The organism is Streptomyces sp. NPDC038200 (genome assembly GCF_055600785.1).
In genome coordinates, this window is the sequence record NZ_JBVJYH010000004.1 from 217726 (window position 1) to 236546 (window position 18821).

Annotated in this window: 17 protein-coding genes; 11 read left to right on the plus strand and 6 right to left on the minus strand. The window is 73.8% G+C overall.

The window, feature by feature from the left end:
- Positions 1-60: 60 nt before the first annotated feature.
- Together ACZ7KF_RS10825 and ACZ7KF_RS10830 are read left to right on the plus strand one after the other, a co-directional pair.
- Positions 61-2259, plus strand: coding sequence for a molybdopterin oxidoreductase family protein (locus tag ACZ7KF_RS10825; protein ID WP_471071466.1), 2199 nt, complete (start codon positions 61-63; stop codon positions 2257-2259).
- Positions 2260-2317: 58 nt separating this feature from the next.
- Positions 2318-3148 (plus strand): arylamine N-acetyltransferase family protein, encoded by an 831-nt coding sequence (locus ACZ7KF_RS10830; RefSeq protein ID WP_471071469.1) that lies wholly within the window; start codon positions 2318-2320, stop codon positions 3146-3148.
- Between the two features lies 1 nt (position 3149).
- On the opposite strand, the gene ACZ7KF_RS10835 is transcribed toward ACZ7KF_RS10830, so the two are convergent.
- Positions 3150-3590, minus strand: coding sequence for a gamma-glutamylcyclotransferase family protein (locus ACZ7KF_RS10835; RefSeq protein WP_471071472.1), 441 nt, complete (start codon positions 3588-3590; stop codon positions 3150-3152).
- 137 nt (positions 3591-3727) lie between these two features.
- Between ACZ7KF_RS10835 and ACZ7KF_RS10840 the strand changes: the two genes are divergently transcribed.
- From ACZ7KF_RS10840 to ACZ7KF_RS10850, 3 genes are all read left to right on the plus strand, one after another.
- Positions 3728-5377 (plus strand): M4 family metallopeptidase, encoded by a 1650-nt coding sequence (locus tag ACZ7KF_RS10840; RefSeq protein ID WP_471071475.1) that lies wholly within the window; start codon positions 3728-3730, stop codon positions 5375-5377.
- Positions 5378-5838: 461 nt separating this feature from the next.
- Entirely contained in the window at positions 5839-6399 is a 561-nt protein-coding gene (locus tag ACZ7KF_RS10845; protein ID WP_471071478.1) for a hypothetical protein, read from the plus strand.
- Between the two features lie 151 nt (positions 6400-6550).
- Entirely contained in the window at positions 6551-7210 is a 660-nt protein-coding gene (locus ACZ7KF_RS10850) for a class F sortase (protein ID WP_471071481.1), read from the plus strand.
- A gap of 3 nt (positions 7211-7213) precedes the next feature.
- On the opposite strand, the gene ACZ7KF_RS10855 is transcribed toward ACZ7KF_RS10850, so the two are convergent.
- Positions 7214-7558, minus strand: coding sequence for a winged helix-turn-helix transcriptional regulator (locus ACZ7KF_RS10855; protein ID WP_471071484.1), 345 nt, complete (start codon positions 7556-7558; stop codon positions 7214-7216).
- A 98-nt stretch (positions 7559-7656) separates the two neighbouring features.
- On the opposite strand from ACZ7KF_RS10855, the gene ACZ7KF_RS10860 reads away from it, so the two are divergent.
- The 4 genes from ACZ7KF_RS10860 to nirD all read left to right on the plus strand — a co-directional run bounded on the left by ACZ7KF_RS10860 (position 7657) and on the right by nirD (position 12901).
- Positions 7657-8544, plus strand: a complete 888-nt coding sequence (locus ACZ7KF_RS10860; RefSeq protein ID WP_471071487.1) for an NAD(P)-dependent oxidoreductase — start codon at positions 7657-7659, stop codon at positions 8542-8544.
- A 176-nt stretch (positions 8545-8720) separates the two neighbouring features.
- Complete coding sequence (locus ACZ7KF_RS10865; RefSeq protein ID WP_471071490.1) at positions 8721-9935, plus strand: NAD(P)/FAD-dependent oxidoreductase; 1215 nt, start codon at positions 8721-8723, stop codon at positions 9933-9935.
- Entirely contained in the window at positions 9936-12554 is a 2619-nt protein-coding gene (nirB, locus tag ACZ7KF_RS10870) for a nitrite reductase large subunit NirB (RefSeq protein WP_471071493.1), read from the plus strand.
- A complete protein-coding gene (gene nirD, locus ACZ7KF_RS10875) occupies positions 12551-12901 on the plus strand; it encodes a nitrite reductase small subunit NirD (protein ID WP_471071496.1) in 351 nt (116 codons plus the stop codon). The genes nirB and nirD overlap by 4 nt, the downstream gene beginning before the upstream one ends.
- 135 nt (positions 12902-13036) lie before the next feature.
- Here the strand turns inward: nirD and ACZ7KF_RS10880 are convergent, their stop codons facing one another.
- Positions 13037-14020 carry an NADPH:quinone reductase gene (locus tag ACZ7KF_RS10880; RefSeq protein ID WP_471071499.1) on the minus strand — a complete coding sequence of 328 codons (984 nt, stop codon included), beginning with the start codon at positions 14018-14020 and terminating at the stop codon, positions 13037-13039.
- 178 nt (positions 14021-14198) lie between these two features.
- Here ACZ7KF_RS10880 and ACZ7KF_RS10885 point away from each other — a divergent pair, with 178 nt between their 5' ends.
- Together ACZ7KF_RS10885 and ACZ7KF_RS10890 are read left to right on the plus strand one after the other, a co-directional pair.
- Complete coding sequence (locus tag ACZ7KF_RS10885; RefSeq protein WP_471071502.1) at positions 14199-14783, plus strand: TetR/AcrR family transcriptional regulator; 585 nt, start codon at positions 14199-14201, stop codon at positions 14781-14783.
- 74 nt (positions 14784-14857) lie between these two features.
- Complete coding sequence (locus tag ACZ7KF_RS10890) at positions 14858-15643, plus strand: SDR family NAD(P)-dependent oxidoreductase (RefSeq protein ID WP_471071504.1); 786 nt, start codon at positions 14858-14860, stop codon at positions 15641-15643.
- A 6-nt stretch (positions 15644-15649) separates the two neighbouring features.
- On the opposite strand, the gene ACZ7KF_RS10895 is transcribed toward ACZ7KF_RS10890, so the two are convergent.
- Genes ACZ7KF_RS10895 through ACZ7KF_RS10905 form a run of 3 tightly spaced genes read right to left on the minus strand, consistent with a single transcriptional unit; the run spans position 15650 to position 18634 of the window.
- Positions 15650-16483 carry a carbohydrate ABC transporter permease gene (locus ACZ7KF_RS10895; protein WP_471071508.1) on the minus strand — a complete coding sequence of 278 codons (834 nt, stop codon included), beginning with the start codon at positions 16481-16483 and terminating at the stop codon, positions 15650-15652.
- Positions 16476-17378 (minus strand): carbohydrate ABC transporter permease, encoded by a 903-nt coding sequence (locus ACZ7KF_RS10900; RefSeq protein ID WP_471071511.1) that lies wholly within the window; start codon positions 17376-17378, stop codon positions 16476-16478. The genes ACZ7KF_RS10895 and ACZ7KF_RS10900 overlap by 8 nt, the downstream gene beginning before the upstream one ends.
- Complete coding sequence (locus ACZ7KF_RS10905; protein ID WP_471071514.1) at positions 17375-18634, minus strand: ABC transporter substrate-binding protein; 1260 nt, start codon at positions 18632-18634, stop codon at positions 17375-17377. Before ACZ7KF_RS10905 ends, ACZ7KF_RS10900 begins: the two co-directional genes overlap by 4 nt.
- Between the last annotated feature and the right edge of the window lie 187 nt (positions 18635-18821).

Here is an 18821-nt window from a genome sequence, read left to right on the forward strand (position 1 = left end):
TGCCGGGCGTGTAACCGGGCGCGGCCCGGGGACGTAACACGCCGGACGCACGCTGGGCGTATGGAGACGACCTCGACGCCCACCCACTGCCCGTACTGCGCCTTGCAGTGCGGGATGAACATCACGCCCCTGCCGCAGGGGGGCGTCGAGGTCACCGAGCGGCCCGACTTCCCCGTGAACCGGGGCGCGCTGTGCGGCAAGGGCCGTACGGCGGCACAGGTGCTGTCCCCGGCGGTGCGGCTGACCGCGCCGCTGGTGCGGGAGGGCGGCCGGCTGGTGGAGACGAGCTGGCCCCGGGCGCTGGACCGGATCGCCGAGCGGCTCGGGGCGACGCGGGAGCGGTACGGCCCGGACGCGCTCGGGGTGTTCGGCGGGGGCGGGCTGACCAACGAGAAGGCGTACGCCCTCGGCAAGTTCGCGCGGGTGGTGCTGGGCACCTCGCAGATCGACTACAACGGCCGGTTCTGCATGTCGTCGGCCGCGGCGGCGGGTACGCGGGCGTTCGGTCTCGACCGGGGGCTGCCGTTCCCGCTGGCGGACATCCCGAAGTCGGGGTGCGTGGTCCTCGTGGGGTCCAACCTGGCCGAGACCATGCCGCCGTCGCTGCGCTTCTTCACGGAGCTGCGGGAGAACGGCGGCACCTTGATCGTCGTGGACCCGCGCCGCACCCGGACCGCCGAACAGGCCGACCTGCATCTGGCACCCCGGCCCGGTACCGATCTCGCCCTCGCCCTCGGCCTGTTGCACCTGGTGGTGGCCGAGGGGCGGACGGACGAGGAGTACATCCGGGAGCGGACCACGGGGTGGGAGGAGGCGCGGGCCGCGGCGATGGCGCACTGGCCGGAGTACGTGGAGCGGATCACCGGGGTCCCGGTGCCGCTGCTCCGCGAGGCGGTGCGGCTGTTCTGCGAGCCGGAGGCGGCGATGGTGCTCACCGCGCGCGGACCGGAGCAGCAGTCCAAGGGGACCGACACGGTGAGCGCGTGGATCAACCTGTGCCTGGCGACCGGCCGTCCGGGCCGCCCCCTGTCCGGCTACGGCTGTCTGACCGGGCAGGGCAACGGGCAGGGCGGCCGCGAGCACGGGCAGAAGGCCGACCAGCTGCCCGGCTACCGCAAGCTGGACGACCCGCAGGCGCGGCGGCACGTGGCCGGGGTGTGGGGCGTGGACCCGGACAGCCTCCCCGGTCCCGGTCGCAGCGCGTACGAGCTCCTCGACGCCCTCGGCTCGGAGGTCCGGGTGCTGCTGCTGATGGGCTCCAACCCGGTGGTGTCCGCTCCCCGCGCGGCCCATGTCGAGGAGCGGCTGCGGTCGCTGGACTTCCTGGCCGTGGCCGACGTCGTCCTGTCGGAGACGGCCCAGCTGGCGGACGTCGTGCTGCCGGTGACCCAGTGGGCGGAGGAGACGGGGACGACGACGAGTCTGGAGGGGCGGGTGCTGCTGCGCCGCCGGGCGGTCGCCCCGCCGTCGGGCGTCCGCAGCGACCTGGACGTCCTGCACGGACTGGCCGGCCGGCTCGGCGTGGAGAAGGGCTTCCCGGCCGACCCGGAGGAGGTCTTCGAGGAGCTGCGCCGGGCCAGCGCGGGCGGCCCGGCCGACTACTCGGGTATCACGTACCGCCGCCTGGCCGAGGAGAACGGCGTCTTCTGGCCGTGCCCGGAGGAACCGGCGGCGGGCGAGGCACCGGGCGAGCCGGAGAGCACCCCCGCCGCCGGCCGCGCGCATCCCGGCACGCCCCGGCTCTTCCTCGACCGGTTCGCCACCCCGGACGGCCGTGCCCGCTTCGTCCCCGTCGCCCACCGGTCCGCCGCCGAGGAACCGGATGCGGAGTACCCGTTGCTGCTGACCACGGGCCGGGTGGTGGCGCAGTACCAGTCGGGGGCGCAGACGCGGCGGGTGGCGGAGCTGAACGCGGCGGCGCCGGGGCCGTTCGTGGAGCTGCATCCGCGGCTCGCGGCCCGGCTGGGCGCGGCCGACGGCGACCCGGTGGCGGTGGTCTCCCGCCGCGGCCGGGCCGTGGCGCCGGCGCGGATCACCGATGCCATCCGCCCCGACACCGTGTTCATGCCCTTCCACTGGCCCGGCGAGGGCCGGGCCAACACGCTCACCAATCCGGCCCTGGACCCGACGTCCCGGATGCCGGAGTTCAAGGCGTGCGCGGTGCGGGTGGAGGTGCTGGGGCCTGCCCGGCGACGCGCGTCGTCGCCCGAAGCGCGGCAGACGGCGACGGCCGGACAGGTCCTGGGGCCAGGGGCGTAGCGCGGTTCGGTCCGCCGGACGCGGCGCGGGCGGGCCGGGCTCGCGTAGGTTCGACGGCATGTCCGACACCGAGCAGTACGACCTCGACGCCTATCTGGACCGCATCGGCTGGAAGGGCGAGCGGCGGGCCGACCTGGACACCCTGCGGGGTGTGCACCTGGCGCACGCCCTGTCGCTGCCCTTCGAGAACCTGGACCCGCTGCGGGGTTCGGCCCCCTCCCTGGCGCCCGCCGACCTGATGGTCAAGATGATCCACGGCCGGCGCGGCGGCTACTGCTACGAGCACAACACCCTGCTCCGGCTGGCACTGGAGGCGCTCGGCTTCCGGGTGACCCCGCTGGCCGCGCGGGTGACGGTGGGCGCGCAGACGCCGGGGAGCCGGCCGCGTACGCACGCGATGCTCCAGGTGGAGACCGAGGGCGACCCGCGGCCGTATCTGGCGGACGTCGGCTTCGGCGCGGCCGGCGCGCTGCTGCTGCCGGTGCCGCTGGTGACGGACACCGGGTTCGAGGGCGCCGGGCGCCGGCACCGGCTGGTGCGGCTGCCGCACCACGGGCCGCTGGAGCTGCTGGAGTTGCAGGCGTACGACGAGCGGGGCGGGGACTGGGCCGGCCAGTACGCGTTCACCCGGGAGCCGTTCGCCGCGCAGGACTTCGAGGTGTTCAACTGGTTCGTCGGCACCCACCCGCGTTCTCCGTTCACCCGGCGCCCCTATCTGCAGCGGACCACCGCCGGGCGCCATCTCGCCCTGGACGGCGACCGGTTCACCGAGACCCTCGCCGACGGGACGGTGACCGACCGCACGCTGACGGACGAGGCCGAGGCGCGCCGCGTGGTGGCGCAGGAGTTCGGCATCGAGGTGCCCGAGGGGGTGGCCCTGCTGGGCTGAGTCAGCGGCGGGAGAGCCAGTCGCCGCCCGCGATGCGCGTGCCGCCGTCGCGCAGCCGGGCGGCGACGCCGGGAGCGGCCAGGTAGACCCAGGCCCGGACGGTGCCGCCGGCGGTGCGTACGACGTCCCGGGCGGCGCGCTCGTAGAGGTTGCGGGGGTCGCCGGGCACGTACTCCTCCAGCCGGTCCAGGGCGGCGAGCAGGTCCTCGTACGCCTCCGGCCGGGCGGTCACCACGTCGCCGCGCACGGTTCCACCGGGTTCCTCGACGGCGTAGGGGTAGCCGGGGCCGGCGTACAGGACGGCGCCGGCGAGGTGTCCCGGTTCCTCGGCGAGGGTGCGGCCGCGCAGGAACAGGGCGTGGTTGGCCTCGCCGGGGCGGAGCGTGCCGTAGACGAAGAAGGGCAGGGGGCGGGCGTCCCCGCGGGGGTCCTCGGCGATCACGGAAACGATTCTGTACCCTCGCCGGCTCCCCACACATCTCCATGAAGAAGCTATGGACATGACATGTCATGCCCTCTTAAATCTCGGGACATCAGCGCCACCCCCACGTCCAGCCCGGCGCCTTCCCGAGGAGACAGATGAGCCGGATACGGCAGCACGTCCGAGGAACCCGCCGCACAGCCAGCGCCGGTGTCGCCGTCACCACCGCGACCCTGCTGGCCGTCGGCCTCTCCCCCGCCGCCCACGCCGACGGCGGACCGACCCGGGCCACCGCGGTCGCGAACGCGGCATCGGCACTTCTGGCCCACGCCACGACCCTGGGCCTCACCGCCCCCCAGGACACCGACGTCCGGGACGTGATCGTGGACCGGGACGGCACCCAGCACGTCCGCTACGACCGCACCTACCGCCGGCTCCCCGTCCTGGGCGGCGACTTCGTCGTCCACCTGGCCCCGGACGGCGGCTACCGCGGCGCCGACCGCGCCACCCGGCAGACGATCTCCCTGCCCTCCGTCACCCCGGCGGTCTCCGGCCCCAAGGCCGCCGGCCTCGCGGTGGGCGCGCTGCGCGCGGCCAACCCCGGCGCCACGCTGCGGCAGGTCAAGGCCAAGCCGGAGCTGGTGGTCGACGCCCTGCACGGCAGCCCGAAGCTGGCCTGGCGCACCAACGCCGTCGGCCATGACTCGCTCGGCAACCCCGTGGCCCGGACCGTGCTGACCGACGCGCGCACCGGCGCGCAGATCGACGCCTGGGACAGCATCGAGACGGCCACCGGCGACGGTTCGGCGCTCTACAGCGGGACCGTGCCGCTGGAGACCACCCCGTCCGGGTCCTCGTACCAGCTCAAGGACCCCACCCGCGGCAACACCTACACCGGTGACGCGGAGAACAAGACCGACCTGTGCATCTTCGGCATCTGCTTCAGCCGGGCCCCCGCCACCCTGTTCACGGACGCCGACAACCACTGGGGCTCGGGTACCACCGCGGACCGCGCCTCGGCCGCCGTCGACGCCCAGTACGGCACGAACGAGACCTGGGACTACTACAAGAACGTCCACGGCCGCACCGGCATCGCCGGCGACGGCAAGGGCTCGTACAACCGCGTCCACTACGGCAACAACTACAACAACGCCTTCTGGGACGACAGTTGCTTCTGCATGACGTACGGCGACGGTGACGGGACCACCTTCGGGCCGCTGGTCGCCCTGGACGTCGCCGGGCACGAGATGTCCCACGGCGTGACGTCCAAGACGGCCGCGCTGACCTACTCGGGCGAGTCCGGCGGGCTGAACGAGGCCACCTCCGACATCCTCGGCACGATGGTCGAGTGGTACGCGAACAACTCCTCCGACACCGGTGACTACCTCATCGGCGAGAAGATCGTGAAGCCCGGCTTCGGCAAGGCGGCCCTGCGCTTCATGGACAAGCCGTCCAAGGACGGCAACTCGGCGGACTACTGGAGCAGCTCGGTCGGGAATCTGGACGTCCACTACTCCTCCGGCGTCGCCAACCACTTCGCGTACCTCCTCGCGGAGGGCAGCGGCGCGAAGACCGTCAACGGCGTGAGCTACGACTCGCCGACGTACAACGGCTCCGCGGTCACCGGCATCGGCCGGGACAAGGTCGGCAAGATCTGGTACCGGGCGCTGACGGTCTACATGACCTCCTCGACGAACTACAAGGGGGCCAGGACCGCGACCCTCAGCGCGGCCAAGGACCTCTACGGTTCGGGCAGCACCGAGTACAACGCGGTGGCCGCGGCGTGGAGCGCGGTCAACGTGACCTGAACCCGCCACCGCCGTACAGCGGCCGTCCCGTGCCCACCGCACCGGGACGGCCGCTGCGCCGCGTCCCGCTCCGCGACGCACCGGCCCCGGTCCGCCCTGCCCCGCCCCGCGACACCCCGGCCCCGGTCCGCCCTGCCCCGCCCCGCGACACCCCGGCCCCGGTCCGCCCTGCCCCGCCCCGCGACGCCCCGGCGGCGGCCGTCGGCGCTGACGTCCCGTCACCCGTTCACCGCCACCACCGCTCCATTCGTGTTCTTTTCATACCGCAGCCTCCCGCTGACCCCGGCCCCGCCCATGACCTGCCACGACGTCGCACCGGCTAGCCCGTGCGGGTGGCGCGGCCGACACCCGTTCACCGCATTCCTGACGCCTCCTCAGGAAGCGGACCCGCTCCGGAGCCACTTATCTCGGAAGGGCAGGGGCGCACCCCTGGACGAGTCGGACAAGCTCTGGGGAGCACCATGCGACGCACTGCCCGTCTGCTGGCCGGTACCGCGTTCGCCGTGGCCGCCGCGGCACCCGCCCACGCCGTCGACGCCGGGCACCCGGCGGCTCAGCTCCGCGGCGCGGGAACCATCGGCTCCCCCGCCGGCCGTCTCGACGTGTACCCCTCCACCGTGACGCCCGGCGCACAGGTCACGGTGAACACCGCCGCGTGCGGGGACCCGGGCGCGGCGACCGGGGACGCGGGCGCGGTCGGCGCCGGTGTCTTCATGCTGGCGCCCAGCACGCACGAGGGAGAGGCGATCGGCCAGTTCCGGGTGCCGCCGAGCGCACAGCCGGGGACGTACGAGATCGTCGCCAAGTGCGCGGAGGGCGACCGGCAGGTGACGGGCGACCTGGTGGTGGCATTGACCGCGGCACACGAACAGGTGCAGCCGCGGGGAAGCGTGAAGACGGGGGTCGGCGGCGGACTGGGCCCCGACCCCGTACAGACCGCGGCGGGTGTGGCGGCGCTGGCCGTCGCCGCCGCGGGCGGTACCTGGCTCCTGCATCGCCGGGCGAGAGGCGACGGGATCTGACGGACACCCTCCGCTGTCCGTCCGCCGGTACCGCACGTCCCGCCCCCTCCGGGTCCGATGCCCCTCGCGGCCCGGAGGGGGAGGGGGCCTTCAGGGGGCTCGCCTCCGGAGAGGGGTTCGTATGGGCAGGAGCGCCAGGACCGCCCGGCGCGTGCGAGGCGCCAAGGCCGCCAAGCGGGCCGGGCGCGGCCGCAGTGCCCGGCTCGGGGACACCGCCATAGCCGCCGTCACCGTCCTGGCCCTCGGCTCGGCCGTGTGGCTGCTCGGCGGCTCCGGTACCCGCACGCCACCGCAGCCGGCGGCGGCCGAGGGCCGCCCCGACCCGGCCGGTGAACGGCGCTCGGCACCCGCTCTCGCGCCCTCCCCGCCGCTGCGCATCCGCATCCCCGCCATCCGCGTGAACGCGCCCCTCACGGGGCTGGCCCTGACCCGCTCCGGCAGCCTGGACGCGCCGCCCGCCGGGCAGAAGAACCTGGCCGGCTGGTACGAGGCCGGCACCACCCCCGGGGAGACGGGCACCGCGATCGTCGCCGGCCATGTCGACAACACCGAGGGCCCCGCCGTCTTCTACAACCTGGGCGCGCTGAAGCGGGACGCCCGCATCGAGGTGGACCGCCGGGACGGCACCGTCGCCGTGTTCACCGTCGACGCGGTGGAGGTGTACTCGGCCCGCGGCTTCCCCGACGACAAGGTGTACGGCGCGGCACCCCGCCCCGAACTCCGCGTCATCACCTGCGGCGGCGGCTACTCGAAGGCCACCGGCTACCAGGGCAACGTGGTCGTCTTCGCCCATCTGACGGGCAGCCGCTGAAACTCAGTGCGGCGCCGGTTCCCCGCCCAGCACGTGCACCCTCCCCCACACCCCGAGCGGCGCCAGCGCCTCGTTCAGCCGGGTACCGATCTCGGTGAGCGAGTACTCGACGCGGGGCGGCACCTCGGCGTACTCCTCGCGGTGCACGATGCCGTCGGCCTCCAGTTCGCGCAGCTGAGCGGCGAGCACCTTCTCCGTGACACCCGGCAGCTGCCGGCGCAGCTCGCCGAAACGGTGGGTGCGCTGCCCCAGCGCCCACAGGATCGTCACCTTCCACTTGCCCTCGATGATGTCCATCGCCGCGTCCGTCCCGCAGACGTACGCCCCCGGCCGCCGCCCCACCGGCATGGTGTTCCCCCTCCGACCTGAACTCTTTCCCGCCGGTAACCACCCACTCGAAAGTACGTACTTCTCCGCGGGGGTTCCCCCGGGCGAGCCTAGTCGCCATGACCCACAACTCCCCTTCCCCCGCTCCCCGTACGCCCCTGACCCTGCTCGGCACCGGCGCGATGGGCACCGCCCTCGGGCGGGCCTGGCTCGCCGCCGGGCATCCGCTGACCGTCTGGAACCGCACGCCCGAGCGGACGGCCGCGCTGGCCTCCGAGGGCGCGGTGGCGGCCCGCAGCGCGGCCGAGGCGGTGGCCGCGAACCGGCTCGTGGTGGCCTGTCTGCTGGACGACGCCTCGGTCGGCACCGCCCTGGAGGGCGCCGACCTCACCGGCCGGGACCTGGTGAACCTCACCACCGGCACCCCCGCCGACGCCCGCGCGCGCTCCGCATGGGCCGAGGAGCGCGGCGCCCGGTTCCTGGACGGCGGGATCATGGCCGTGCCGCCGATGATCGGCGCCCCCGGCGCCTTCGTGCTCTACAGCGGCCGGCCGGAGGTGTTCCAGGAGCACCGGGACACGCTCGCCGTGCCGGCCGGCACCGAGTACACCGGCGCCGACCCCGGCCTCGCCGCGCTGTACGACGTGGCCCTGCTGAGCGGGATGTACGGCATGTTCGCGGGCGTCACCCACGCCTTCGCGCTGCTGCGCGGCACGGACGTGCCGCCCAAGGACTTCGCCGCGCTGCTCGTGCCCTGGCTGCACGCGATGACCGGCATGGCGCACGGCACGGCCGAACGGCTGGCGTCCGGCGACTACACCACCGACGTGGTGTCGAACCTGGAGATGCAGGTCGCGGGCAGCGACACGCTGCTGCGCACGGCCGCCGAACAGGGCGTGAGCCCGGAACTGCTCTCCCCCTTCCTGGAGTTGATGCGGCGGCGCCTGGCCGACGGCCACGGCGCGGAGGACACCACGGGCCTGGTGGAGCTGCTGCGGGCCCCGTGACCGCCGGTCCGCCCGGAGCGGGGGCCGTTGTCGGTGGGGCGGTGAACGGGGCCGCACCCGGCCGCGACGCCCCCGTCCCCCCTCACACTCCCCGCCCCGGCCCGCTGAGGGCAGCGTTCCTCATGGGAAACAGGAGTGATGCCGCCGGGTAACGAAGGGACCGCACGCTCGGGGACATGACCTCGAATACGCGTGTGGTGGTGATCGGCGCCGGCCTCGCGGGCGTCCGGCTCGCCCGGCGGCTCGGCGAGCTGGGCACGCCCGCGCTGCTCGTCGGCGAGGAGGAGCACGCGCCGTACAACCGGGTGCTGCTCGCCGAGGTGCTCGCCGGCCGGTACGCCCCGGAGGTGATCACCCTCCCGCCGCCCGCCGGCCTGCTGCGCACCCGGGTGACCGGCATCGACCGGCCCGCCCGGACCGTCGCCTGCGCCGACGGCACCTCGATCGCCTACGACACGCTGGTGCTGGCCACCGGCTCCAACCCGGTGCTGCCCCCGCTGCGCGGGCTGTTCGGCCCGGACCACCGGCTCCCCGAGGGAGTCCACGCGTTCCGCACCATGGACGACTGCCTGGGGCTGGCCGCGGCGGTCCGGCCGGGGGTACGCGTGGTCGTCATCGGCGGCGGGCTGCTCGGCGTCTCCGCGGCCCGCGCGCTCGCCGTGCGCGGCGCCCAGGTGGTGCTCGCCCAGCAGGCCGAGCGGCTCATGGAGCGCCAGCTCGACCCGGACGCCTCCCGGCTGGTGCTGCGGCACCTCACCGACCTGGGCGTCGAGGTGCACACCGAGTGCCGGGTGCGGGACGTGCGCTGCGCCGGGGGTGCGGTCCGCTCGGTGGAACTGGCCGACGGCTACGCCCTGGACGCCGATCTCGTGGTCCTCGCCTGCGGCGTACGGCCCCGCACGGGCCTCGCCGAGCAGGCGGGCCTCGCCGTCCACAAGGGTGTCCTCGTCGACGACGAGCTGCGCACCTCCGACCCGCACATCCACGCCGTCGGCGACTGCGCCCAGCACGACGACACGGTCTACGGCCTGGCCGCCCCCGCGCTGGAACAGGCCGACGCGCTCGCCGAGTTGCTCGCGGGCGACGCCGACGCCCGCTACCGCGGCACCCGCTCCCTGACCCGGCTGACCCTCACCGGTCCCGACTCCCCCTTCGACCTCGCCGCGTTCGGCGAGACGGAGGCGCGCCCCGGCGACGACGTGGTCCGGCTCGCCGACGCCACCCGGGGCACCTACCGCAAGGTCGTCGTCCGTGACGACCGCCTGGTCGGCGGGGTCCTCGTCGGCGAACTCGGCACCGTCGGCACGCTCGCCCGTGCCTGGGAGGGAGCAGAGCCGCTCCCCGGTGACGGCCCCCTGCTCCACCTGCTCACCAACGATGGAGGCTCCTGAATGACCGCCACCCCGGGGGCCACCCCCACGATCGTGCTCGTCGGCCACGGCATGGTCGGCCAGCGCTTCCTCGAAGCGCTCGCCGAGCGCGGGCTGACCGCCACGCACCGCGTGGTCGTCCTCTGCGAGGAGCCGCGTCCGGCCTACGACCGCGTGCAGCTCACCTCGTACTTCTCGGGCCGGACCCCCGAGGACCTCTCCCTGACCGACCTCGGCTTCATCGAGGACCACGGCATCGAACTGCACCTCGGCGACCCGGCGGAGACGGTCGACCGCGCGGCGCGGAAGGTGACCGCCCGCTCCGGGCTGGTCGTGGACTACGACGTCCTCGTGCTGGCCACCGGCTCCTACCCGTTCGTGCCGCCGGTGCCGAACAAGGACGCCGCCGGCTGTTTCGTCTACCGGACCATCGAGGACCTGCTGGCGATCGAGGAGTACGCGCGGGCGAAGGCGTCCACCGGTGCGGTGGTCGGCGGCGGGCTGCTCGGCCTGGAGGCGGCGGGCGCGCTCAAGGGCCTCGGCCTCGACGCCCACATCGTGGAGTTCGCGCCGCGCCTGATGCCGGTGCAGGTGGACGACGGCGGCGGCGCGGCCCTCCTGCGGACCATCGAGGAGATGGGCCTGACGGTCCACACCGGTGTGGGCACCCAGGAGATCGTCACCGACGCGGCGGGCGCCGTCACCGGCATGAAGCTGTCCGACGGTTCGGAACTCGCCACCGACATGGTGGTGTTCAGCGCCGGTGTCCGCCCCCGTGACCAGCTGGCCCGCGATGCGGGCCTGACGGTCGGCGAGCGCGGCGGCATCGCGGTCGACGAGCGCTGCCGGACCGTCTCCGACCCGCACGTCTTCGCGATCGGCGAGTGCGCGCTGGCCGTCGACGGCCGGGTGTACGGGCTGGTGGCGCCGGGCTACGAGCAGGCCGAGACGGCCGCCGCCGCCATCGCCGCCGACGAGGCCGATCAGTCGACGTTCACCGGCGCCGACCTGTCCACCAAGCTGAAGCTGCTCGGCGTGGACGTCGCCTCCTTCGGTGACGCCCACGGCACCACCGAGGACTGCCTGGACGTCGTCTACTCCGACTCCCGCGCGGGCCTGTACAAGAAGCTGGTCATCGGCCGGGACGGCACGCTCCTCGGCGGCATCCTGGTCGGTGACGCGGACGCCTACGGCACCCTGCGCGCGCTCACCGGCTCGGTGCCCCCCGTCTCCCCCGAGTCGCTCGTCCTGCCCGCCGGAGCCGGCTCGGGGGCCCAGCTCGGCCCGTCCGCCCTGCCGGACGAGGCGGTCATCTGCTCCTGCCACAACGTCAGCAAGGGCACGATCCGCGGCGCGGTCACCGAGCACAGGTGCGTGACCGTGCCCGAGGTGAAGAAGTGCACCAAGGCCGGCACGGGCTGCGGCAGCTGCGTGAAGGTGCTCGGCCAGCTGGTCACCGCCGAACTGGAGGCGTCCGGCGTCGAGGTCGACAAGGGCCTGTGCGGCTGCTTCCCGCAGACCCGCGAGGAGCTGTACGAGATCGTCCTCGCCCTGCGCGTCTCCTCGTACCGTGAGCTGCTGGACCGCCACGGCCGGGAGGGCGCCCGGGGCGGTGAGGGCTGCGAGGTGTGCAAGCCCGCGGTCGGCTCGATCATCGCCTCCCTCGCCCCGTCGATCGGCGCGAGCGGCTATGTCCTGGACGGCGAGCAGGCGGCCCTCCAGGACACCAACGACCACTTCCTCGCCAACCTCCAGAAGAACGGCTCGTACTCGGTGGTGCCGCGCATCCCCGGCGGCGAGATCGCGCCCGAGAAGCTGATCGTGATCGGCGAGATCGCCCGGGACTTCGGCCTCTACACGAAGATCACCGGCGGCCAGCGGATCGACATGTTCGGCGCCCGCGTGGAGCAGCTTCCGCTGATCTGGGCACGGCTGGTCGACGCCGGCTTCGAGTCGGGGCACGCCTACGGCAAGTCGCTGCGCACGGTGAAGTCCTGCGTGGGCTCCACCTGGTGCCGCTACGGCGTGCAGGACTCGGTGCGGATGGCGATCGATCTGGAGCTGCGCTACCGAGGACTCAGGTCCCCGCACAAGCTCAAGTCCGCCGTCTCCGGGTGCGCTCGCGAGTGCGCGGAGGCCCAGTCGAAGGACTTCGGGGTGATCGCCACCTCCAACGGCTGGAACCTGTACGTCGGCGGCAACGGCGGTGCCACCCCGCGCCACGCCGATCTGCTGGCCCAGGACCTGTCCGACGCCGAACTGGTGCGGCTGATCGACCGGTTCCTGATGTTCTACATCCGTACGGCCGACCGGCTGGAGCGGACCAGCACCTGGCTGGAGCGGATCCCGGGCGGCCTGGAGCACGTACGGGACGTGGTGGTGCACGACTCGCTCGGCATCTGCGACGAGCTGGAGAAGCTCATGCGGGCGCACGTCGCCCACTACCGCGACGAGTGGGCGGAGACCGTGAACGACCCCGAGAGGCTGGCCCGGTTCGTGTCCTTCGTGAACGCCCCGGACACCCCGGACCCGGTCGTCTCCTTCGTCCCCGAACGCGACCAGATCAAGCCCGACCTGCCGCTGCTGTCCATCGGCCTGCGGCCCGCCGACGACGTCCTGGAAGGAAGCGCCCAGCGATGACCCTGGCACTAGAGACCACCGACCTGAAGGTCCAGCTCCAGCTGGCGGACGGCTGGTTCACCGTCTGCGACCTGGACACGCTGGTGCCGGGCCGCGGGGTGGCCGCCCTGCTGCCGGACGGCCGCCAGGTCGCCCTGTTCCGGGACCGCGCGGACCGGCTGTACGCCATCGACAACCGGGATCCCTTCACCGGCGCGGCCGTCCTCTCCCGCGGTCTGACCGGCACCGACCGGGGCCGCCCGTTCGTGGCGTCCCCGCTGCTCAAGCAGCGCTTCGACCTGGCCGGCGGGCAGTGCCTGGACGACGAGTCGGTGCGGCTGACGGTGTACGAGGTGCGGGCGCTGTAGCGGCGGCCCGCGGGCCGGGACGGGGAAACGGGCCTGCGGGACGGGGGCCGGGCCTGCGGGACGGGGGGCGGGCCTGCGGGACGGGGGGCGGGCCTGCGGGACGGGGGGCGGGCCTGCGGGACGGGGGCCCGGTGTTCAGGTCGCGTCCGGGCGCAGGACGACCCGGCGCCCCCGCAGCTCGCCCTTCTCCATCCGGGTGTGGGCCGCGGCGGCGGCGCTCAGCGGGAGCACCTCGACGCTCCGGGGCCGCAGCAGGCCCTGGCCCAGCAGGTCGTTGACGGCGACGGCGGCCTCGGCGAGTTCACCGGTCGTCGCGTGCGAGAGGGCGAACCCGACGACGGAGCGGTCGTTCATGTACAGCGGGCCGGCCGGCAGCACGGGCCGGGTGCCCGCCCCGGCCATCAGCACCACCCGGCCGCGGCGGGCGAGCAGGCCGACCGCGGTCTCCAGGTCGTTGACGCCCGCCGTGTCCAGGTACAGGTCTGCCCCGGCCGGCGCCGCCCGGCGCAGCTTCCCGGTCAGTTCCGGGTCCCGGTAGTCGAACACCTCGGCCGCGCCCGACTCGGCGCAGTACCCGGCGTCCCGTGCGGCGGCCGTGGCGAGGACCCGGGCCCCCGCCCGCACCGCGAAGGCCAGCAGGGCGCTGCCGACATTGCCCGCGGCGCCCGCGACCAGCACGGTCTCGCCGAGGCGGAGGCGGCCGTGGACGAACAGCGCGAGATACGCGGTGGCGGCCGGGTGCAGCGCCGCCACGGCGAGATCCGGGTCGGCCCCGTCGGGCAGGGGGTAGAGCCGGTCGGCCGCCACCACCGCCTGTTCGGCGGCCGCGCCCTGCCGCCCGTCGTGCCCGAGGCTGTTGCACCACACCCGGTCCCCGGCCCGGAAGCCGGTGACGCCGGGTCCCGTCCGCGCCACCGTGCCCACCAGGTCACGGCCGATGACGAACGGGAAGTCCAGCGCCGTACGGAACACGCCCGACCGGACGAAGGTGTCCACCGGGTTCACGGCCGTGGCGAGCACGTCCACCAGGACGTCGGTCGGGCCGGGCCGGGGCGCGGGCAGCTCGCCGTACCGGATGACGTCCGGAGGACCCGGCTCCTGAATGTACGCGGCCCGCATGGCATCCCATGCTGCCACCGGCGGCCGGGGTGCGCGCGGCCGGTCCGGCGGCGTGCCCGGCCGGAGCCGCCGGGGCGCGCGGCCCGTCCAGCGCGGCGTCTCCGGCCCCCCTTCTGCCCGGTCGGCCCCTCACTCGACCTTTCTTGACCGATCGGTCTGATAAACCTAGGCTGCACCCATGGCCAGGACCAAGGAATTCGACCCGGACGCCGCGTTGCAGGCAGCCCTGGAGCTGTTCTGGCGGCGCGGCTACGAGGCGACGTCGATGGCCGACCTGGTGCAGCACCTGGGCATCGGCAAGGCGAGCCTGTACGCCACCTTCGGCAGCAAGCACGAGCTGTACCTGAAGGCGCTGGACCGGTACGGGCAGGCGCAGAACCCACGGCTGACCCGCGACCTGTCCGGGCCGGGCCCGGCGCTGCCGGCGGTGCGCGAGCTGGTCCGGCGGTTCGCCGCCGAGGCCACCGCCGAGGCGACCCGGGAGCAGGGCTGCCTGGTCACCAACACGGCGGTCGAACTGGCCCCGCACGACCGGGACGTCACCCGCCGGGTGGAGCACAGCTGGGACACCCTGGAGACGCTGCTGCACTCCGCGCTCGTCCGCGCCCAGGCCCAGGGCGAGCTGGCCGGGGACCGCGATCCGCAGGCCCTCGCGCGCATGCTCCTGGTGCTGCTCCAGGGCCTGCGGGTGGTCGGCAGGGCGTCCGCCGACCCGGCCAGGGCCCGGGACGCCGCGGAAGCGGCCCTCACACTGCTGGACTGACCGGCGCGCCCGGGACCGGGCGCGCCTTTTCCTGCCGCGATAATGAACCGATCGGTCAAGAAAAAGGGGAGATCATGACCACCGCACCGACCTCGCGCGCCCGCTTCTCCGGCCGGACGGCCCTCGTCACCGGCGCCGGTTCCGGCATCGGCCGCGGGGTGGCCCTCGCCCTCGCCCGGGAGGGCGCCCAGGTCGTCGTCGCCGGCCGGCGCCGCGACCCGCTCGACGAGACCGTGGCGCTGATCGAGCGCGAGGGCGGCAAGGCGCTCGCCGTCACCGCCGACGTCTCCCGCGCCGGGGCCCCGCGGGCCCTGGTGGCCGCCGCCGTGGACCGGTTCGGCTCCCTGGACGTGGCCGTGAACAACGCGGGAGTGCTGGAGGGCCGGGGGCGGTCCGTGGGCGACCTCGCCGAGGAGGACTGGCGCCGGATGCTCGACGTCAACGTCACCGGCGTCTTCCTCGCCCTCCAGGCCCAGATCGCCCACATGCGCACCCGGCCCGACGGCGGCGCCATCGTCAACATCGCCTCCCGGATCGGCGTGCACAGCCGGCTGCCCGGCACCGCCGGCTACGCGGTCAGCAAGGCGGCCGTGTCGGTCCTCACCCGCGGCGCCGCCCTGGACCACATCGCCGACGGAGTGCGCATCAACGCCGTCAGCCCCGGCCCCACCGCCACGGACATGTCCTTCAAGCACGGCGAGACGGAGGCCGACCGGGCCGCGCGCATGCGCACCGAGGTGCCGCTCGGCCGGGTCTCCACCGTCGAGGAGGTGGCCGCCGCGGTGCTCTACCTGGCCTCGGACGACGCGGCCTCGGTGGTCGGCGCCGACCTGGTGGTCGACGGCGGTTCCACGGCCTGAGCCGGTTCAGTCGATCCCGGACCGCTCGGCCCCGGCCACGATCCACCGCTGGAAGCACAGGAACACCAGCAGCAGCGGCAGGATCGACACGGCCGCCGCCAGGAACAGCTCGTGCAGCCGGACGACCTGGGCGGTGGTGAACGAGGACAGGGCCACCTGCACCGTCCAGGCGCGGCGGTCCTGCCCGATCACCAGCGGCCACAGGAAGGAGTTCCACGCCCCGAGGAACACGATGGTCCCGACGGCCGCGAACACCGGACGGGCGCCCGGTACGACGACGAGCCAGTACGTCCGCCAGTACCCGAGCCCGTCCACCTGCGCGGCGTCCTCCAGTTCCCGCGGGAAACCGAGGAAGTACTGCCGGAAGACGAAGCAGGCGAACGCGGAGAACAGGGTCGGGACGATCAGGCCGCGCAGCGTGGAGATCCAGCCCAGCGACGACACCAGCACGAAGCTGGGGACGAAGGTGACGGCCGCCGGAACCAGCAGGGTGCCGAGGATGCCGTAGAACACCTTGTTCGCGTGCCGGTAGGGGATGCGGGCGAGGCCGTAGCCGGCGAGGGAGGCCAGGAGCAGGGTGCCCAGCGTGGTCGCGACGGCGATCAGCGCGGAGTTGAGCAGCGACCGGGCGAACGGAACGGACGGGTCGCCGAACAGCTCCCGGACGTTCCCCCACCGCAGCTCGGCCGGGAAGAAGGTCCATTCGGGCGAGGTGATGTCCTGCTCACTGGCCAGCCCGTTGCGCACGAGCAGATAGAAGGGGATCAGGAAGAGCAGGGCGAGCGCGACCAGCAGGACCAGTCGCAGGGCCCGCCCGGCCCGCACCAGGGCGTCATCCATCGCCGTCCGTCCTTCCCAGCCGCAGCCAGCGCGCCTGCCCCACCGTGACGACCACGATGACCAGCGCGAGGATCACCGCGCCCGCGCTGCCGAGGCCCAGGTTCTGCCCCTGCCCGAGCGCGACGTAGTAGAGGTAGACCAGCGGCGGCCGGGCGTACGGCGGATAGCCCCTGGCGTCGGACAGCAGGTTGTAGAACTCGTCGAAGGCCTGGAAGGCGTTGATGACGAGCAGCAGCACCACCGCGACCGAGGTGGCCCGCAGCTGGGGCAGGGTGATGTGGCGCAGCACCGTCCAGCCGGGCCGGGCCCCGTCCACGGCCGCCGCCTCGTACAGCACCGGGTCGATGCGCTGCAGTCCCGCGAGGAAGAGAATCATGTAGAACCCGGCCTGCAGCCACAGCCGTACGGTCACGAGGACCAGCCAGTACCAGGGTGGATCGGGGGTGGACAGCCAGGCGACGGGATCGCCGCCGAACCACCCCAGCACCGTGTTCGCCAGCCCGAACCGCACCCCGCTGAACAGGGACATCTTCCAGATGAGCGCGGCCACGACGTAGCTGCACGCGGCCGGCAGGAAGAACACGGACCGGAAGAAGGCGCGGGCGCGCCGGACCCGGTTCACCATCAGGGCGAGGGAGAGGGAGAACACGTAGGTGACGGGCACGATGAAGGCGGTGAAGACCAGGAACGTCTTCAGGCTGTCCACGAACGCGTCGTCCCGCAGCATCGCCGTGTAGTTGCCGAGACCGACGAAGTGCGTGGGCGTGACGGTGTTGTGCGCGTCGAAGAAGCTCAAGCCCACGCTCCACAGCAGCGGAACGTACGTGAACAGCGCGAGCCCGAACGCGAACGGACCGACGAACACCCAGAACCAGAGGGCTCGGCGCCGCCTCACGACGTCTTCTTCGCGTTCTTCACACGGGCGAGTTCGGCCGACACCTTCCCGAGGACGGACCGCAGTTCGCGCTCCGGACTCGCCCCGTTCCTGATGATCCGGCTGAGCGCGTCCTGGTAGGCGGTCTGGCTCGCCGGGGTCCACAGCAGTGGCTGGGCGTAGCCGTGGTCGGTGGTGAGGCGGACCGCGTCGGCGGCCGGGCCCCGCCTCAGCTTCGTGGCCTTCTCGGCGAGGGACACCCGGGCCGGGATGTGGAACCCGTACGACAGCGCGAAGTCCTCCTGGTAGTCGGTGCGGTCGACCCACAGCCACTTCACGTACTCCTTGGCGGCCTCCCGGTGCGTGCTGCGGGCGCTGACGGCCGCGCCGTAGGCGCCGACGGGCACGGAGGGCCGGCCGTGGCCGCCGTCCGCGGGGAAGGGCAGCACGCCGAAGTCGTCGCCGAGTTCCTTCCGCACCTGGGGAAGCGCCCACAGCCCGGACCACTGCATGGCCGTCAGCCCCTGGAGGAAGGCGGAGGGGTCCGACCAGTCGGAGGGCGCGCCGAGGAGCAGGGACTTGTCGGCGTACAGCCGGTGCAGCTTGCCGAGGGTGCGGGCCGCCGCGGGGTCGTCGAAGCCGGCCTTGCCGTCGTCGGTGACGAGCTGGAGGCCGGCCGCGTACAGGGGGGTCCCGCCGAGCACCCCGGCGCCGCCGTCGTTGCCGAGGAAGAGTCCCTTGACCTTGCCGTCGGTCAGCTCGCGGGCGGCGTCGACCAGGGCGTCCAGGGTGGTGGGCGGCTCGACCCCGGCGTCCCTGAGCAGGCTCTTGCGGTAGTAGAGCAGCTGCGTGTCGACGACCTGGGGAATGCCCCAGACCCTCCCGTCGTACGTCTTGGGGGTGAGCACGGCCGGGTTGAAGTCGTCCTTCACCCCCTCCAGCAGTTCGGTGAGGTCGAGGACCTGACCACCCTGGATCTGGTCGAGCGTGGGCCCGTTGACCTCGAAGACGTCGGGCCCGGAGTCGGTGAGCAGCGCGGCGGCGGTCTGCTGGTCGTAGTTGCCCGGCCGCCACTGGACGGTGACGTGCGCCTTGCGGAAGGCGGCGGCGTAGCGCTGTACGGCCCGCTCGGTGCCGGCCTCGCCGTACTGGTGGTACCACTGCGACAACTGCGGCCCCGAACCGCCGCCTCCCCGGCCGGTGTCGGACCCGCACGCCGTGAGCAGTCCGGCGCCCGCGCCCGCGGCCAGCAGCGTCCTGCGGCTGAAACTCCCCATCGTGTGCCCCCTGACGTTCGTCATCGATGCACGGCCCAACGATCAACCATGCGCGGCGATTACGAAAGGGGCGTTGCGGCCGTGTGTCGGACGGAGGCGGGCGGCCGGCGGGGACGACCCGGTCGGCGGGCCGTCCGCCGTTCACCGGTGTCCGTGCGGCTGAGCGCATGCCGAAGGGGCGGCATCC

What these genes read in the sequence shown, in the direction of transcription:
- ACZ7KF_RS10825 (WP_471071466.1), top strand. Translation starts at nt 61, where the DNA reads ATGGAGACGACCTCGACGCCCACCCACTGCCCGTACTGCGCCTTGCAG.
- ACZ7KF_RS10830 (WP_471071469.1), top strand. Translation starts at nt 2,318, where the DNA reads ATGTCCGACACCGAGCAGTACGACCTCGACGCCTATCTGGACCGCATC.
- ACZ7KF_RS10840 (WP_471071475.1), top strand. Translation starts at nt 3,728, where the DNA reads ATGAGCCGGATACGGCAGCACGTCCGAGGAACCCGCCGCACAGCCAGC.
- ACZ7KF_RS10845 (WP_471071478.1), top strand. Translation starts at nt 5,839, where the DNA reads ATGCGACGCACTGCCCGTCTGCTGGCCGGTACCGCGTTCGCCGTGGCC.
- ACZ7KF_RS10855 (WP_471071484.1), bottom strand. Translation starts at nt 7,558, where the DNA reads ATGCCGGTGGGGCGGCGGCCGGGGGCGTACGTCTGCGGGACGGACGCG.
- ACZ7KF_RS10860 (WP_471071487.1), top strand. Translation starts at nt 7,657, where the DNA reads ATGACCCACAACTCCCCTTCCCCCGCTCCCCGTACGCCCCTGACCCTG.
- ACZ7KF_RS10865 (WP_471071490.1), top strand. Translation starts at nt 8,721, where the DNA reads ATGACCTCGAATACGCGTGTGGTGGTGATCGGCGCCGGCCTCGCGGGC.
- nirB (WP_471071493.1), top strand. Translation starts at nt 9,936, where the DNA reads ATGACCGCCACCCCGGGGGCCACCCCCACGATCGTGCTCGTCGGCCAC.
- nirD (WP_471071496.1), top strand. Translation starts at nt 12,551, where the DNA reads ATGACCCTGGCACTAGAGACCACCGACCTGAAGGTCCAGCTCCAGCTG.
- ACZ7KF_RS10880 (WP_471071499.1), bottom strand. Translation starts at nt 14,020, where the DNA reads ATGCGGGCCGCGTACATTCAGGAGCCGGGTCCTCCGGACGTCATCCGG.
- ACZ7KF_RS10885 (WP_471071502.1), top strand. Translation starts at nt 14,199, where the DNA reads ATGGCCAGGACCAAGGAATTCGACCCGGACGCCGCGTTGCAGGCAGCC.
- ACZ7KF_RS10890 (WP_471071504.1), top strand. Translation starts at nt 14,858, where the DNA reads ATGACCACCGCACCGACCTCGCGCGCCCGCTTCTCCGGCCGGACGGCC.
- ACZ7KF_RS10895 (WP_471071508.1), bottom strand. Translation starts at nt 16,483, where the DNA reads ATGGATGACGCCCTGGTGCGGGCCGGGCGGGCCCTGCGACTGGTCCTG.
- ACZ7KF_RS10905 (WP_471071514.1), bottom strand. Translation starts at nt 18,634, where the DNA reads ATGGGGAGTTTCAGCCGCAGGACGCTGCTGGCCGCGGGCGCGGGCGCC.